The sequence below is a fragment of the Neobacillus niacini genome, from assembly GCF_030817595.1.
GTDB classification, from domain to species: domain Bacteria; phylum Bacillota; class Bacilli; order Bacillales; family Cytobacillaceae; genus Neobacillus; species Neobacillus niacini_G.
Window position 1 is genome coordinate 4,703,808 of record NZ_JAUSZN010000001.1, and the last position, 16,030, is coordinate 4,719,837.

Consider the following 16,030-nt stretch of genomic DNA (forward strand, 5'->3'; position numbering starts at 1 on the left):
TGCCTGTGGTCAAGCCCCCGAAAAATAGACATTGGAAAATTCGACGTTTATGATGCATTTTGGTAATTAAAATAATACATTTTAGGAGAAACGAATCCCATTCTTTTTTGGATTCGTTTTTCATTGTAATAACGAATATATTTCTTTAAATCATGTTGAAAGGAATCAATTGGGCTGTTTGGATAAAAACAAGGGAATTCCGTCTTTAACTGCGAAAAAAAGCTCTCAATGACAGCGTTATCCCAACAGTTTGCCTTCCTTGACATACTTGGTATGAAGTGGAGCTCCTTACTAAGATTGCGATACATGTGAGATCTGTACACACTTCCTTGGTCGCTATGGATTAGGACCCCGTCCAATGTATCCAATTTTCGCTTTTTCTGTGCAGCCATAATAGTCGCTTTTATCAAGTCCTTATTAGGACTTGAACTCATTTCAAAGGCAATTACTTCGCGATTAAATAAATCCATTACCGCAGAGATATACAACTTTTCCTGACCCACCAAAACCTCTGACATATCTGTTACCCATTTTTGGTTGGGATGAACGGCGTCAAAATCCCTATTTAATAGATTTTTATAGACATAGCCTGCAGATTGTTCCTTAGATTCATGAGTAGTTTTTGGTTGCCTCACCTTTGCTTTCAAATTGGCCTCATTCAAGAGTCGCGCTACTTTTTTGTGATTTATTATTATGCCCTCGGCTTTTAATGCTCGGGATATTCTTTTGGCTCCATACGTACCCTTGTGAAGGAAATAAATCCTTTTTACTTGTTTTAAATCTTGGCGTTCTTCTCCAGATGGTTTGCGCTTAGGACGTTTAAGAAATGCAAAATAACCACTTGAGGAAACCCCAAGTATGCGGCATAAAAGATTGACTGGATAATCCTTTCTCAAATAAGAAATAGCTTCGAATTTCTTGCTTATTCGTTCCCTTTGAGAAAGGCCTGGAACTTTTTTAGGATTTCTATCTCCATGTCTTTTTCTTTTATTTTCTTCTCCAACTCCCGGGTCTTCTTTATATCCTTTGACTGAGAAGGCTTCGAAATAGAGCGTGGATTCACAAGACCCTGCTCACCATTATCCTTAAAAGAGATTACCCAACGATTCACTGTATCCCGGTGTAAATCTAGTTCACTTGCAACCTCAGCCACTGGCCTTTTATTTTCCAGCACTTGACGCACTGCTTCCAACTTAGTTTCGACACTATTATGTGATGATTGTTTTTTTCTCATGTTAATTGTCCCCCAAAGAAACTCAGATATGTCGTATCTTCATCATACTCTATATGTCTATTATAAGGGGGTCAACCACTGTCACTCCCAGATATTTGTCGAAGATTGATAGGTTAATAGGTGTATCTAAGTTTTGTATTATGATGGAAGTTTGCTACTTTAGCTATATACCCTTATCTACCAGTAGATAAGGGTATAGGTGTTTGATTCTGAAATAAGCTTATGCAAACATTTTTTTATTAATGGTTACCTTAAGAAGGTTTAGGTGGAAATCGTAACTGCAAAAAAGGTACATTTTTACTTATATACAATAAACCTTAAGGATAGTCTCAGAATTTTTCAGCAGAATTTATTGATTTAGAATGTGGTTAATGGCTTGAATAGCTGCCTTTGTTGGGTCATGAGCATCTCGACCGATGCCTATTGGAAACTCTTCTGAAATAGGTTGAACTTTATCAGGCTTTTTATTTGCAAACGCTTGGATGGTACCATCTGTATAATGGAAAATCTCTATGTAGTACAATTGATTTTGGTTCTCAAATTTTCTCCAAATGTTCATTTTAACTATTCCAATATTCTTCTTGTTCATCTGTCAACCCTCATTTACATAAGAATATTTTCAGCAATTGACTATTAGGTTCATCTAGTGAAACTAGGTATAAGAAACGAACTTCATTATTGGGATGTGACTCGACCCATATGGTATGTAAAGAGTTAAACCGCTGTCAGTGATCCTTTTGGCAGCGGCTTTTGATATGAATATTAATGAGTTGATTTTTAATTGAATTCAACACTAGATTATTCGTATTATATGGAATTACGACTTGGAATGCTTTTTTTCTTTGTCTTTTGTTTGCGGGGTTTGTATATAATCTCATCTGAAATGGTCCTAAGAAATTCCCAAGGCTCCATTTCAAAAGCTTTTGCGAACTTACAAATAGAGGTTCCGGAGGGCGATGTTCTATTATATTCAATATTTTGGACAGTTCGATAACTTAGCTGACTCATTTCAGCAAGTTTCTCTTGTGTCCAATCTCTCTCATTCCTCATTCTTCCTAACCCTATTCCAATATACATTTCTTCATCGGTCTGTATCAAAGGGATTCTCCTTTTTAGACCATTACATAATGCCTGAAGAAAATGTAACACGCACTCCAGTACGTGTTTTGCTTGCTTTTAGCCAAATATTAATATACGTAGCCAAAAAGACACCAAATCACATGTTTTATTGTAGAAACGAGTACCCGGCAGGTTATTTTTATTCACCGTAGGATGGTAAACGCATCCTCGACAAGTTTTTTTCTAGTCACAAGTAAAAAGTTCGTTTTCTAAAAGGGCTCGTGATCGTTTTAATCAGACGATTGATTGGTTTGAATATGGGATGAATGCTGTCGAAAATGGATGATTGGTTAGTCTTCGATTTTTTCAAAAGTAATGATTTGATCCATATCGTCAATATCTAGTGCATCCGCAATACGGGATAAATGATGAAGGTGGACATTAACCCTTTTTTGGTTAGCTAATTCACTTAATGCCGCATGACGGACATCACTTAGACGGGATAATTTTCTTATTGTCATACCCTTTTCTAAAAGTAGTTCTTTTAATCTTATGACAACGATTCTACTCATCGTTCACCTTACACCCAATCCTTTTTTATAGGAAAAAAATTTTTGTACTGGTAATTCAGAGGTACCAGTATAAGCATTTTAAGCGACTAGTATTTGTTTTTACATATGATGGATACTTTAATTCCATTACATATCGAAAATAAGATTTGCTCCACGTACTGTAGTACCGAAAGCAGCTCTATGACAAAACTTAGTCCTAAATGTTGCTAAAAAGGACACAAAGTGAATATCCTTGCCAGTATTTGCTTAGGGATTCGTTAAAAAAACAGCCTGTTGAATCATCATCAGGCTGTTTTAATAGCGGCTATGTATTATCAATCTCAAGCCATTCGTGTTGGTTGGAAATTCAATGAGACCTTATACTATTTTGCTTTTTCTCTTTCTTTTTCTGGTTTTCTTTGGGGGTTCAATAATAAAAGATACTGGATTCTTCGCATTTTCAATGGTAATTTGGCTTAACTGCTCTGCTGCTTTCCATTTGTTATTAAAAGAAAATAGTTTGGAATCGTTTATAAGGATCAGTCTATTTCGGAACTCTATCAGTGTTTTTCGTTTAAAGCTAAGGGTTCTTAGGATATGGCAGGGATTAAACCAAATGGTATCTTCGTGTTTATGCGATTTATCGGGAAAGACACAAATGTTATGGATATGGTTGATCATGACAGGACACATCATGGAATTCGGTATGATGATTTTGGAAGTGTCCATGGCGCCCTTTAAATTAAATCCGATACATCTGAGACTATCATCTAGTATTTCCAACGGTGACCGATCAACGATGAAAACACGATGGAACTCTCTTACTAGAGTACAAACTTTTGCATTTCGATCATGTAATCCATACATGTACATCATATGCGGATTAATTATGTAGTACGGTTCAATAAACAAACGCATCACTCCTGAATTTTTATGATATTGAATTTTGTTTCTGGATAGCTGTTAGATAATGGTCCAGTAACACATTTAATAAATAATGAAACTGCGAATCTAATGTTGAGATGAATGCTGAAATTATATGTTAAGAATACAAGTTGTAGAAGCCTTGAAAACTAGTATAGTGAGGTAGGTCAAGTTGATTAAGGAGAGGTTAGAATAATATATGATCAATTTTAATGAAGAAAATCAGTATGATTATGAAAAGTGATTCTAGATGTGTATTTATGACCTTTAAAACATGATTTAAACCTTAATGAAAAAATACCATAAATTAGTATAATGTTTGTTCCGCGTATACGTACCATTCGTGAATGTTTTGTGTATATAATAAAATATTGTCGAATGATGCTTATAATTTCTTTGTAGCCCCGGGCAGTTTAAGTGCTAGCCACTGCCCAGGTTTAATTTTAGACTATTAATTTAAAGCAACTTTTTCTTTTAATTTTCTTATTGCCCCTGATCTCCATTGTTTAACTGCAGATACGGAAACTTTCTCCCTTTCCGCTATTTCCTTAATGGATAGGTGATCGATAGACATAGTGATTACCCATTTTGCCTCTTTTTCTGTTAGTCCTTCACAATAAGTGTTAATCATATCTTTCTCAAGGAAAAGAGTTGATTCCTGACCCTCTGTAAATTCCCAAAATTCCTCCTTCGGATGGATAAGTCTTTCATTACATTGGTTGTTTTGGGACATTTGAGATAACATTTTTCCCTTCATATAGGTGTAAGCGTAATTCGAAAAGCTGCCTTTTCTTTCATCAAACGACTGTGCAGCTTCCCAAAGCCCAATTAACCCTGTCTGATAGAACTCATCTTCATCTTTATAAATGTGCAACGATTGGATAATCTTATGAATCATCGGTTGATACTGTACAACTAATTCGTCAAAGCTCTCCACTGGTAAAACCCTTCAGGGCAGCGCGCTTCCGTTTTATTCCTAGGTAGCTATACCATAATCCATACATGGAAAACCTTCGAATCAGAGAAAGACGAATTTAACGTAAAAAAATAGATTAAAAGTGCAGAATTCTATTCAAATTGGAACAAACTACTTCCCAAAATGATTTAGTTTTTGAAAAGGATATGAGTTAATAATGATGATTGTCACTCCCAGGATTATAAAAGAAGAATTGATAGCCATTTAGAAGACTATACATGATGATTCCTGATAATAGCTCTAGGCGAGCGAATAATCAGAGGCGGTTATGGCTTGAATGGATGAATTTATCACAAAGGTACCTAAACCGTAAGAGGACGAATTACCAAGGAAGATGGTTCCATTGTAACCCATGCTGATGACTTTTTTTTGATGTGAATGGTATCGAGATTATGGTTCCAGCTACTAAATTTTTAAAAGCTTCTATAGCAGTACTCCTTGAGCGGCCGTGTCAATAAGAGGGACAACCTCATATATTGTTACTAGGTATGTGAAAGGGGTGGTATATTGAGTTGTGAAGATAAAGAAGAATTAAAGAATAAGATTGGGGATTTATCAGATTTACAAACCACTGAAAAATCAAATTTGGTCGGGGCGATTAATGAGCTTGATACGGAGTTGGCAGAAATAGCGACTAAAGGTGCAATTAAAATTTCTGATTATGGCGCACATTCGATTGATGAAGTAGGATATTCAACTTTCGATAGCACAGCAGCTATTAACGCAGCTATTCAAGCGGCAGTCAATTCCAAAACACAAAAGGCTGTCGATTTTGGGAATGGTCGATATTATGCGTTAAATATTAACTTAGCATCAGGAATCACTTATTTTTCAACAAGCGGTGCTGAAATTATCACCAAACCTGACACCACATATGGTGTAGGTACGCTTGTCAATGTAAGAAGCGTATCGAACATTAAAATTTTTGGATTAACTTTTAACGGTAACAAGGGTGTAGTACCAGGCGACCCTAACGATGGAACAAAATTAATTGGTTTAGATGCAGCGACTAACGTCTATATTCAAAACTGTTATTTATACAATAACGGATATAACGCAATCAGTATTGCGAATGGTTGCAACAATATTCATGTGTTGGATAATGAAATTAATAACGTGGATTGTGGGGTAATTTTACAAGGAACCAGATCAAATCATATCGAAATAGCAAATAATGTGATACACGATGGAACCAGTGATTGTATTGTCGCTTACTCAACAAACCCTTCCACTAATATTGTCATTGATGGAAATATCTGCTACAACAAAACAGGCGGTAACGGTATCATTATTCGAGCCATTAAACAAGCTACAATCACAAACAATGTTATTAATAACTGTTCGACTGGTATTAGCGGACGTTCGCCTGATAGCACGCAAGCCAATGGAGTGATAGCCACCATTATTGCAAATAATACTATCACGAATACAAACAGTGGGTCAGGTGTGACCATCAATTATATGACCAATTCAATGATAGAAGGAAATTTAATTTCTGATATCTATCAATACGGTATGGGTTTAACCTTTAGTGATAACAACACAATTCAAAATAATACAATTGTGAACTGTAACTTACAAAAGCAGACTCATTACCCAATGTACTTGACAAGCTGTAATAATAATATCGTGAAACAAAACGTCATTCGAGATAATAAAAATCCAATTAATCACACACAAACAATTGTTATTAATGGTTCGAGTGTAGCAGTATCTAATAATAATTTCCTTATTGGTAATATTGGTTATAACACTTCTCTATCTTTATTTTTAATTCAAGCAAACTCAACAAATACAATATGTGTGGATAATATTGGGGGTTATCCAATCGATCAAGGAACAGGAACAATGATAATAAGCAATCGAAAAACAAATGGGCAAATGGCTACTGTAACTGTTTCATCTAATATCGCTACATTGGTAAACGGTTTTGAACATCAAAAATTTGCAGCATCATCTGCTCAGACTGTTGATTCAATCAACGGGGGTACATTTGCAGGGCAAAAGCTTTTCATAATTTTTAACGATGTAAATACTACGTTAGTAGATAACACAGGTAATTTACGGTTAAATGGGAATTTTACGCCTACTGCCGTCAATAGCACTATCTCACTAGTCTATGATGGTGCAAACTGGATTGAATTATGTAGAAGTAATAACTAGATCGATGGTTTCAAAAATGTACCATCTAATTTATACTTAAATTATTAATTTCAATAAAAAAGTATAAAGCGGAGAGGGATTTGAAAATGTTAAATAGTTTAAAGGTAATATCACGTGATTTTTTTATTAATAGTCTAGCGAGTTCTGTAATTGTCCCGAATAAATTAAGAAAAATCATTTATAAATTTTACGGGATACAACTATCTACAGTACGTATACAGCCGAGAGTTTTTTTTGGAAATAAGAATATTTCTATTGGAAGTGGATCGTTTATTAATTATGACTGCTTCTTTGATACGAACATATCTATAGGGAATAATTGCTCGATTGGATATCGGACTTTATTTTCTGCAGGAACTCATGAAATTGGTGATTTTAATAAAAGAGCTGGTAAACCAATCTTTAAATCAATAACAGTAAAAGATGGAGTATGGATAGGAGCGAACTGCACAATATTACCAGGAGTAACAATTGGCGAAGGATGTATTGTAGCAGCTGGAGCAGTTGTAACAAAAAATTGTGAACCTAACGGAGTTTATGCTGGTGTACCAGCTAAACGAATTAAAGACCTTGGGTGAGGTCTTTTTTTTTACGTTACAATTGGAACCATTTGTTGAAACTTTACATTTACTTAATCGATAGTTAATAAAGATTTGATACAGTGAGGGTATAAAAGGAAAAAGAGGTATAATTATGGAAAACAATTTAGGAAAAGGTTTTTCTTTTGGAGTGCTTCTTTCAATTCCCTTATGGGTATCGTTCATCGGTTGGGTAAAGTTCATCTTGAGTGTTTTATAAGAGCCGTGAAAGGCTTTTTTATTTTGTCATCTTCGGAAGAAAGAGCGACGTAAATGATGTATGAATAGCAGTGTAAAAAATACAACCACAACCACTAACGATCCTCGCTAGTGATAAAACAAAGCTGTCATTAAAGGCAGCTTTTCTTTTTAACAAACGGATCAGTTAATTTTAGATATGATAAGATTTTATCTATGAAGATATAAAAATAAGGGTGTTGAGATGGGAAAGAGACTAAAAATCGGTGCCTGTGGTCAAGCCCCCGAAAAATAGACATTTATGATGCATTTTGGTAATTAAAATAATGTATTTTAGGAGAAACGAATCCCATTCTTTTTTGGATTCGTTTTTCACTGTAATAACGAATATATTTCTTTAAATTATGTTGAAAGGAATCAATTGGGCTGTTGGGATAAAAATAAGGAAATTCCGTTTTTAACTGCGAAAAAAAGCCCTCAATGACAGCGTTATTCCAACAGTTTGTCTTCATTGACATACTTGGTATGAAGTGGAGCTCCTTACTTAGATTGCGATACATGTGAGATCTGTAAACACTTCCTTGGTCGCTATGGATAAGGACTCCATCCAATGTATCCAGATTTCGCCTTTTCTGTGCAGCTTTAATGGTGGCTTTTACTATTAGGACTTGAACTCATTTCAAATGCCATCACTTCTCGATTAAATAAATCCATTACCGCAGAGATATACAACTTTTCCTGCCCCATCAAAACCTCTGTCATATCTGTTACCCATTTTTGATTTGGATGAACGGCATCAAAATTCCGGTTTAACAGATTTTTATAGACGTAGCCTGCAGATTGTTCCTTCGTTTCATGAGTAGTTTTTGGTTGCCTTACCTTTGCTTTCAAATTGGTTCATTCATGATACGCGCTACCTTTTTATGGTTTATTATGATACCTTCCGTTTTTAAAGCACGAGATATTCTTTTAGCTCCATACGTACCCTTGTGAAGGAAATATATTCTTTTAATCTGTTTTAAATCTTTGCGGTCTTCTTTGATACTTGGCGCTTAGGACGTTTAAGAAAAGCTAAATATCCACTTGAGGAAACCCCAAGTATTCGACTGTCAACACCGGTTTATTTTTCCCCATTTACAACGGTGTAAGCGTAATTCGAAAAGCTGCCTTTTCGTTCATCGAAAGTCTGTGTAGCTTCCAAAGTCCAATTAACCCTGTCTGATAGAATTCATCTTCATTTCTATAAATGTGCAATGATTGGATAATCTTATGAATCATGGGTTGATACTGTACAACTAATTCGTCAAAGCTCTCCACTGGTAAAACCCTTCAGGGCAGCGCGCTTCCGTTTTATTCCTAGGTAGCTCTACCATAATCCATCTATGAATAACCTTCGAATCAAAGAAAATTGAATTTGACGTAAAAAAGTCGGTTAAAGGTGCAAAATTCTATTCAAATTGGAACAAACAGCTCCTGGAGTTGATTATTTTTAATAAAGAATAAGAGTTAATATCGATGGCTGTCATTCTCAGATACTGGATTAAAAACCCCCACTCAACTAAAGTTTAAAGCGGTAAAGCAATTTAGCTGGAAGACTATGGGGACGGTTCTGATGGCCTTTTAATTGGTGATAGTAGGAAATAGAGATGGATAGAGTGACAACGATGTGTATAAATGAAATTAGAATAAAGAAAGTATGGTTACATAATAGTGAGAAGCAATTTTACTATACCCTTTCGAGGTTCGAGGGAAATAAGTTTACTAGCCATGGTAGCAGCCATCACAAAATGTGGTCGGTATTGATCTTTGAACCGTTTTTAAGATTGGGAGATACCTAACCAAAATCGAACCATAAGAACCGTCCCTGTCGCTGCTTTTTGATACACAAGGTATGATAGATATTAAAGATAATTAATTTCCAATTTTTCCTATTGGGATTGATTCATATTGCCCGGTACTTTTTTCATGTATACTTAATCTATTAATCTAGAAAAGAGGAAAAATTGTGGACAAATTATTAGTATTTTTGAAAAAGAGATGGAAATATGTATTAACGGCATTAATTGCTTTAATTATTGGAGCATCCACCGGTCCCTCGCGAGAAGAATTGGATAAGGTACACAGCAAAGTCGACTTTTTGAACAAGAAGCTATCAGCTAAAGCAGAAGCGGTAGCAAGTTTAGAATCTAGTAACAAAGAATTACAAGCGAAGGTAGATGAAGCCGCTCCATGGTTTAAAATGAAAGACGATGAGCGTAAACAAAAAGAAGCGGAAGCTAAGGCGGCCGAAGAAAAGCGTCTAGCTGAGGAAAAGGCAAAAGCGGATGCAGCAGCAGCAGCTAAGGCAGCGGCTGAAGAGGAAGCAAAAAGAGTAGCAGAAGAACAAGCAAAGAAAGGCTATGATACAGGTATTACCTATGATCAGTTAGCAAGAACTCCTGATAGTTATATCGCTCAAAAAGTTAAATTCCGTGGCAAAGTTGTTCAGGTAATGGAAGGTGATGGTACGACTCAAATAAGGTTAGCTGTTGGTGATGATTACGACACAATCCTGTTTGGAGAATTTGATTCTTCTATTGTCGCTTCTAGGGTTTTAGAAGATGACACCATTACAATCATGGGAATATCAACTGGTTTACTCACATACAAATCCACAATGGGTGGAGACATATCAATACCTGGCGTGTCTATTGAAAAGATAGAACAGTAAGAATTAGTAATAGGTACTAATTCTTACTTTATTAGAATGTAGTGGCCAAAAATTAAAAGCACTAGAGACATTGGAATATTATTTGTAAAAGAGTACTTAATACTTATTAGATTGACAAAGCTAAATTAAGATTATAAACTTTGTAAAAAAAATGCACTTAAACTAACGAGTGCAAGAATTAAAGATCAGGGCTGTCGATTCGGCAGCTTTTTCTTATTGATACAGCCATTTATATCATTTTTTTGCCAAATACAATCATTCGTTTGGTTAGAAGGATTTCAGACTTAGCTGGAGAGAACAATATTACAGATACCGCTATTTGGGGAAGCAATGGCACTAAGACGGTCCAGTTCTCCAAAACAACAAAGTATAGTGAGGGAAACATAATGGCACGTCCACAAAGAGTTTGGCTAAATAATCGTTATTATCATATCGTTGTCGGATTCACTGGGGGAATCACCAATTTTTATTGGGCGTTGAAGATGGATGGCAGTCACAAAAAATTGGTGGTGGAGCAGTACCTTTTAAGACAGAAAAAGGATGGATTGAAATCTATCACGGTGCAGACCACAACAATCGATATACACTAGGAGCTTTCCTATTGGATCTTGAGAACCCTAATAAAATAGTCGCTAAAACAGCAGAGCCAATCTTAGTACCTGAAGAGATTTATGAAGTTCAGGGTTTCTTTGGTAATGTAGTGTTTACATGTGGAGTCGTGGCTGATGAAAATAATGTGAAGATCTATTACGGAGGAGCGGATCACGTCATGGCTCTAGCGGAGATTACCATTGATGAGCTGTATAGGGGCTTAGGGGTTTAGCGTGACAGTATCTTCTTGCTATGAGTTTGAAAAAGGAAGGAGTGAGATAGGTTGATTATCAATGTCGATTTAGTAGCAAGACTAATAAACGAACAGTTTCCAGAATGGTCTCATTTATCTATCAAACCTGTAAAAAAAGGTGGAAATGATAATAGAATATTTCATTTAGGGGATCATTTGAGTGTCAGGTTACCTAGTGCAGCGGCCTATGCTCCACAGGTGGAAAAAGAACAAAAGTGGCTTCCCATTTTTGCTGAAAAACTTTCATTGTCAGTTTCTACTCCAATAGCAAAAGGAAATTCGAATAAAGAATATCCGTGGTCCTGGTCCATCTATAAATGGCTTAAAGGAGACCCTCTATCTCATAACAATATTGATAACCTTAATCATCTAGCAAAAGACTTGGGGTTATTTTTAAAAGAGTTACAAGCCATTGATGCTAGTGGAGGTCCATTAGCTGGTCAGCATAATTTTTATAGAGGCGGTTCATTATCTATATACAATGAAGAATCTAGAAATGCTATTGAAAACAACAGTGACACTTTTGATGGTGGTCTGCTAAGTGAAATCTGGAGCTTAGCTTTAGATTCTGAATGGGAGGCAGAGCCTGTATGGGTACACGGTGATATAGCAACAGGGAATTTGTTAGTGAAGGATGGAAAGCTCTGTGCCGTTATTGACTTTGGAATAGTAGGAGTAGGAGATCCTTCTTGTGATGCTGCAATAGCTTAGAATTTCTTTGACGATACCAGTAGAGAAGTATTTAAGAATGAATTAAAGTTTAACGAAGGAACCTGGAATAGAGCACGAGGATGGGCTCTGTGGAAGGCATTAATCACATATGACTCTTACAAAAATTTTGATAAAGTAAGAGCGGAAGAAGCATCTACTACTATTTGGACTATAATCGAAGATTACAAAAACTAATCAAACGATTGATTAGTTTTTTCTTTTCTTTAAAAGTAAAAAAATCTCCTGGTAGAACACATTCTTCGACAGGTTTCTTCTAATGAAGAGGATGGGATCGTTTTAACCAAAGGGCTTTCAGCACTTTTAATCAAATGATTGGTTAGTTGAGTAAAGTGTTAATCAATCATTTGATTAAAAAAGCTGTATTTTCTTTTATTTAGGGCTTTCATCCATTTTAAATGTGAAAATGATGCATTGGAAGTTAGCGCAAACTAAAAATTTTGATATTATCTACATTAAAAAGGCTGCATATCTAGAAAGATTCTGCAGCCTATTTAGTTCATGATAGGAATAACTTCTAAAAGAACCCAATGGCTTCCAGGGCAACAATCTCTTATGAACCATAGGTTACAAAGTATATAAAATGTAATATTTTGATATTTTTCTGAGGCAAACGAAATTAGGCATAATGGACTAACCGGCATAATATATTAAACTCGTATGGTTTAAACTAGTCTTTTTGATGAAGGGAGAAATGGGATGAGGAAGAAGATTTCGGCTTTAGTTGTGAGTATGGGGTTATTATTTGCGAGCATTCCTGCGCTTGCAGCCCCCAATCAATCTGATGGGGGAAAGGTAAATTTCAAAAAGGCAACAGAAAAGGTTAATCCGGTTATTCAAATTGATAAGCAGAGCCAAACGAGCAAGAAAGCGGCAACGTTTAAAAACGAAGCTGCGAAAAAACATAAACCAGGCGAAGTAATCGTCAAGTTTAAAAATACTTATTCGACTGAAAGTTTAGGAGTTTTACAGACGAAATTCGGTTTAAAGACGAACAAGAATTTAAATAAGACAGATACAAAACTCCTCAGCTTCAATGCAAAAATTCCGATCGAAGAAGTTTTAAAATCTTTAAATGAATCACCATTGGTAGAGTATGCAGAGCCGAACTATCTTGTGAAACCGGATACTGTATCCGATCCGATGTTCGTGCAATTATGGGGAATGAAAAACACCGGGCAGCCAATATTTGGAGTTCCTGGTAAAGCGGGCATCGATATTGGCGCGGAATCTGCATGGGCAGTGACAAAGGGTAGTACGAGTCTAATCATAGGCGTCATCGATACCGGAGTGGATATCAATCATCCCGATCTGAAAGCTCAGATTTGGAAGAATCCTGGCGAGGTTGCAGGTGACGGCATTGACAATGATAAGAATGGTTATATAGATGATGTAAACGGCTGGGATTTTTATAATGTGGATAACTCTGTTTACGACTATGCTGACGGGGATGAACATGGCACGCACGTTGCGGGTACAATTGCAGGAACGGCCAATACCATAGGAGTTATTGGGGTGGCACCAAATGTAAAGGTCATGCCGCTAAAATTCCTTGGTCCTGACGGGGGATATACGTCAGATGCAATCTTGGCAGTCAATTACGCTAAGGCAAAAGGTGTAAAGATTACTAACAACTCATGGGGCGGAGGAGGCTTCAGCCAAGCACTGTACGATGCGATTAAAGGTTCCAACTCCCTCTTTTTAGCAGCAGCCGGAAATGATGGAACTAACAATGATTCATCGCCTCATTATCCATCTAACTTTGATTTGTCGAATATTTTATCAGTAGCAGCTATTGAAAACACTGGTAACCTGGCGTCTTTCTCCAACTATGGCGTCACTTCTGTCGATATTGCAGCACCTGGTCAGGATATTTTAAGTACAGTACCTGCCTTTACACCAGGAGATTATTCCAGTGCCTATGACTATTTCAGTGGAACATCTATGGCAACTCCTATGGTTACAGGGGCAGCAGCCTTGTTCCTTAGCAAGAATCCATCAGCTGCTCCATTAACCATAAAGGATGCCATTTTGAAAAATGCAACACCTCTTTCTTCCTTAAATGGGGCAGTTTTATCGGGTAGTATGTTAAGAGCTGACAAGGTCGTGAATTTTCAACCGGATAATGATATTCCAGGCCTGCCATTTACAGGTACAAGTGTAACAAATACGGTAAGTGCTACAAGTGATTTAGATGATGTATTCTCCTTAAATCTTCTAAAAGGAGAAAAAATAACGGTAACTTTAACGGGAGCAGCTGGAAGCGATTTTGATCTTTACCTTTACAACAGCAGCGCAACAACAGTAAAAAGCAGCGCAGGTATTGTCGCTTATTCTGAAAAGGCCGCGACATCCAGTGAGACCTTTACGTACATCGCTCCAGCAGATGGCACATATTATTTGGATGTATACGCCTATAAGGGTTCTGGCAGCTACACAGCAACAGTAAAAGCCGGTGCAACAGCTGGAACATATGAAAATACGGCTAAAGAAATCGGATATCTTCCTACATGGGGTACATCGTCTAATACAAATGTATCTGGTGGATCTTTTGCTTTCACAAATACAGCAGGGGCTAAGGCTCAATTTGTGTTTAATGGTACAGGGGTAACGGTAACAGGTCTCAAGTATGCCACCCAGGGAATCGTGAAAGTAACAGTGGACGGCGTAAGTAGCCTAGTGAACCTAAATTCTGCAACCACACTGTATAAGCAGCAGTACTATACAAAAACAGGTCTCACCACAGGAAGGCACGTTCTAACGATTGAATGGACAGGAAAAGCTCCGGTTGGTGTGAAAAAGACGGCAACTGCAGTGAATGTCGATACCATTATAGTAAAGTAATTTTTAATTGCATGGCAGAGACTTTAACTAACGAGAGACCGGGCCGTTTTTGCCCGGTTTTTCTATGAAAAAATAAAAAATATAAAATTAGCAGTATTATGACTGAGAACACCCTTGAAAATCAAGGGTGCTTTTTCATGACATTTCACGCACTTCTTGGGTGAAGAAACTCCTAGCAGGCGGAAGGTTCTTAACCAAATTAATCAATCATTTAATTAGTTTACAGTTTGTCTAAGGGAGTCTATTAGTGAAAAAATATAGTATTTGGTGAAAGTGTATGTAACTTGGCCGCAGATAAGTGAATATGTCTTCGACAATAAATTTCCCGGAAAACAATTTAAAGTTCGTTTCTCAAAAGGGTTTAGGAGAGATTTAATTAAACGATTAGTTAAGGCGGTTCTTGTCGATTATTCTGTTCAATTAACAAATTTTAAGAATTGGTAAAAAGATACTTTTGACAATTATCACGAGTAACTATTAAAGAAAATCCTTACTGTAGTTGATTTTATCCCCAAACTAAGCAAACGATTGAATAAACTGATTCATGTCATTCCACGTTTACTATTGTAATTATCTGTAAGCCTAAAATAATCCCCACCAGGCCAGTGGGGTCAGACCCTACTCAATTAAAGATTAAAGTGCTAATGTATAAACGCAATGTAAGTGTCAACTGCTGCCGCAAGGTAAAGTACTTTTTGTCTATAGTTCTAGGACAAACATTTGAAGGGAACCCGTCTTAACTTTGGATTATCATATTTGTTATATTGCTTTGATGTTTATTAGAAAATTCGAGACGCTTTCCCTCGAAAATGAATATTCTTGAAAACAGGAAAAAGTTCGTTTTCCAAAAGGGTTTGAACCACTTTTAATCAAACGATTAGTTGGTATTACACCTTGTTTTTATTTGTAAGAACTTGTATTTTGCTAGTTTCTATTGTCAGTTTTGAAGATAATACCTAAGAATTAACACTATTATACGACAATAAATTCTCTTGAAAAGCGACAAAAATCCGTTTGCTAAAAGGGCTTATGCGTAATTTAAATAATCGATTAAATAGTTGAATTGGTTTCAATCAATCATTTGATTAGAATAGCTTTAAATACTGCAACGCCTAAGTTTAATCCTCTTTTTAGGAAGGATTTCGTCGAGAAGAGGATCTAGTAAAAATGGAGGCTTAATATATAAATACCCGTCACTATTTAACCTTGGATTTCTCTTT

At 36.3% G+C, this 16,030-nt stretch carries 16 protein-coding genes and 1 pseudogene; 6 read left to right on the forward strand and 11 right to left on the reverse strand.

All coding sequences use genetic code 11. The features are described 5' to 3' along the window. Window positions 1-47: 47 nt before the first annotated feature. The 7 genes from QFZ31_RS22410 to QFZ31_RS22440 form a co-directional block, all read right to left on the reverse strand. Complete coding sequence (locus QFZ31_RS22410; RefSeq protein WP_307303106.1) at window positions 48-896, reverse strand: IS3 family transposase; 849 nt, start codon at window positions 894-896, stop codon at window positions 48-50. 26 nt (window positions 897-922) lie between these two features. Continuing rightward, window positions 923-1,234, reverse strand: coding sequence for a helix-turn-helix domain-containing protein (locus QFZ31_RS22415; RefSeq protein ID WP_307300431.1), 312 nt, complete (start codon window positions 1,232-1,234; stop codon window positions 923-925). A 349-nt stretch (window positions 1,235-1,583) separates the two neighbouring features. Further along, entirely contained in the window at window positions 1,584-1,823 is a 240-nt protein-coding gene (locus QFZ31_RS22420; protein ID WP_307307075.1) for a hypothetical protein, read from the reverse strand. Between the two features lie 218 nt (window positions 1,824-2,041). After that, complete coding sequence (locus QFZ31_RS22425) at window positions 2,042-2,332, reverse strand: helix-turn-helix domain-containing protein (protein ID WP_307307078.1); 291 nt, start codon at window positions 2,330-2,332, stop codon at window positions 2,042-2,044. A gap of 311 nt (window positions 2,333-2,643) precedes the next feature. Further along, window positions 2,644-2,865, reverse strand: coding sequence for a helix-turn-helix domain-containing protein (locus QFZ31_RS22430; RefSeq protein WP_307307080.1), 222 nt, complete (start codon window positions 2,863-2,865; stop codon window positions 2,644-2,646). Between the two features lie 357 nt (window positions 2,866-3,222). Then, on the reverse strand, window positions 3,223-3,756 hold the full coding sequence (locus QFZ31_RS22435; protein ID WP_307307083.1) for a competence protein ComK: 534 nt from the start codon (window positions 3,754-3,756) through the stop codon (window positions 3,223-3,225). Window positions 3,757-4,219: 463 nt separating this feature from the next. Continuing rightward, window positions 4,220-4,705, reverse strand: a complete 486-nt coding sequence (locus QFZ31_RS22440) for a sigma-70 family RNA polymerase sigma factor (RefSeq protein ID WP_307307085.1) — start codon at window positions 4,703-4,705, stop codon at window positions 4,220-4,222. Between the two features lie 546 nt (window positions 4,706-5,251). Here QFZ31_RS22440 and QFZ31_RS22445 point away from each other — a divergent pair. Together QFZ31_RS22445 and QFZ31_RS22450 are read left to right on the forward strand one after the other, a co-directional pair. After that, window positions 5,252-6,907, forward strand: coding sequence for a right-handed parallel beta-helix repeat-containing protein (locus QFZ31_RS22445; protein ID WP_307307087.1), 1,656 nt, complete (start codon window positions 5,252-5,254; stop codon window positions 6,905-6,907). Between the two features lie 86 nt (window positions 6,908-6,993). Then, window positions 6,994-7,485, forward strand: coding sequence for an acyltransferase (locus tag QFZ31_RS22450; RefSeq protein WP_307307089.1), 492 nt, complete (start codon window positions 6,994-6,996; stop codon window positions 7,483-7,485). 497 nt (window positions 7,486-7,982) lie between these two features. On the opposite strand, the gene QFZ31_RS33875 is transcribed toward QFZ31_RS22450, so the two are convergent. The 4 genes from QFZ31_RS33875 to QFZ31_RS22460 form a co-directional block, all read right to left on the reverse strand. Next, window positions 7,983-8,243 carry an IS3 family transposase gene (locus QFZ31_RS33875; protein ID WP_373459928.1) on the reverse strand — a complete coding sequence of 87 codons (261 nt, stop codon included), beginning with the start codon at window positions 8,241-8,243 and terminating at the stop codon, window positions 7,983-7,985. Window positions 8,244-8,325: 82 nt separating this feature from the next. Then, window positions 8,326-8,574 carry a DDE-type integrase/transposase/recombinase gene (locus tag QFZ31_RS22455; protein ID WP_307307092.1) on the reverse strand — a complete coding sequence of 83 codons (249 nt, stop codon included), beginning with the start codon at window positions 8,572-8,574 and terminating at the stop codon, window positions 8,326-8,328. Then, window positions 8,571-8,726 (reverse strand): IS3 family transposase, encoded by a 156-nt coding sequence (locus tag QFZ31_RS33880; protein WP_373459929.1) that lies wholly within the window; start codon window positions 8,724-8,726, stop codon window positions 8,571-8,573. Before QFZ31_RS33880 ends, QFZ31_RS22455 begins: the two co-directional genes overlap by 4 nt. 91 nt (window positions 8,727-8,817) lie before the next feature. After that, the gene (locus QFZ31_RS22460) at window positions 8,818-9,000 is read right to left on the reverse strand and encodes a hypothetical protein (RefSeq protein ID WP_307307095.1); all 183 of its coding nucleotides are present in this window, start codon (window positions 8,998-9,000) and stop codon (window positions 8,818-8,820) included. A gap of 688 nt (window positions 9,001-9,688) precedes the next feature. On the opposite strand from QFZ31_RS22460, the gene QFZ31_RS22465 reads away from it, so the two are divergent. The 4 genes and pseudogenes from QFZ31_RS22465 to QFZ31_RS22480 all read left to right on the forward strand — a co-directional run bounded on the left by QFZ31_RS22465 (window position 9,689) and on the right by QFZ31_RS22480 (window position 14,810). Further along, window positions 9,689-10,393: a toxin regulator gene (locus tag QFZ31_RS22465; protein WP_307307098.1), complete on the forward strand. Its 705-nt coding sequence runs from the start codon at window positions 9,689-9,691 to the stop codon at window positions 10,391-10,393. Between the two features lie 442 nt (window positions 10,394-10,835). Beyond that, window positions 10,836-11,216, forward strand: a complete 381-nt coding sequence (locus tag QFZ31_RS22470) for a hypothetical protein (RefSeq protein ID WP_307311739.1) — start codon at window positions 10,836-10,838, stop codon at window positions 11,214-11,216. Window positions 11,217-11,267: 51 nt separating this feature from the next. Continuing rightward, window positions 11,268-12,143, forward strand: a pseudogene (locus QFZ31_RS22475) (aminoglycoside phosphotransferase family protein). Window positions 12,144-12,665: 522 nt separating this feature from the next. Then, window positions 12,666-14,810 (forward strand): S8 family serine peptidase, encoded by a 2,145-nt coding sequence (locus QFZ31_RS22480; protein WP_307307101.1) that lies wholly within the window; start codon window positions 12,666-12,668, stop codon window positions 14,808-14,810. The last annotated feature ends 1,220 nt before the right edge of the window (window positions 14,811-16,030 follow it).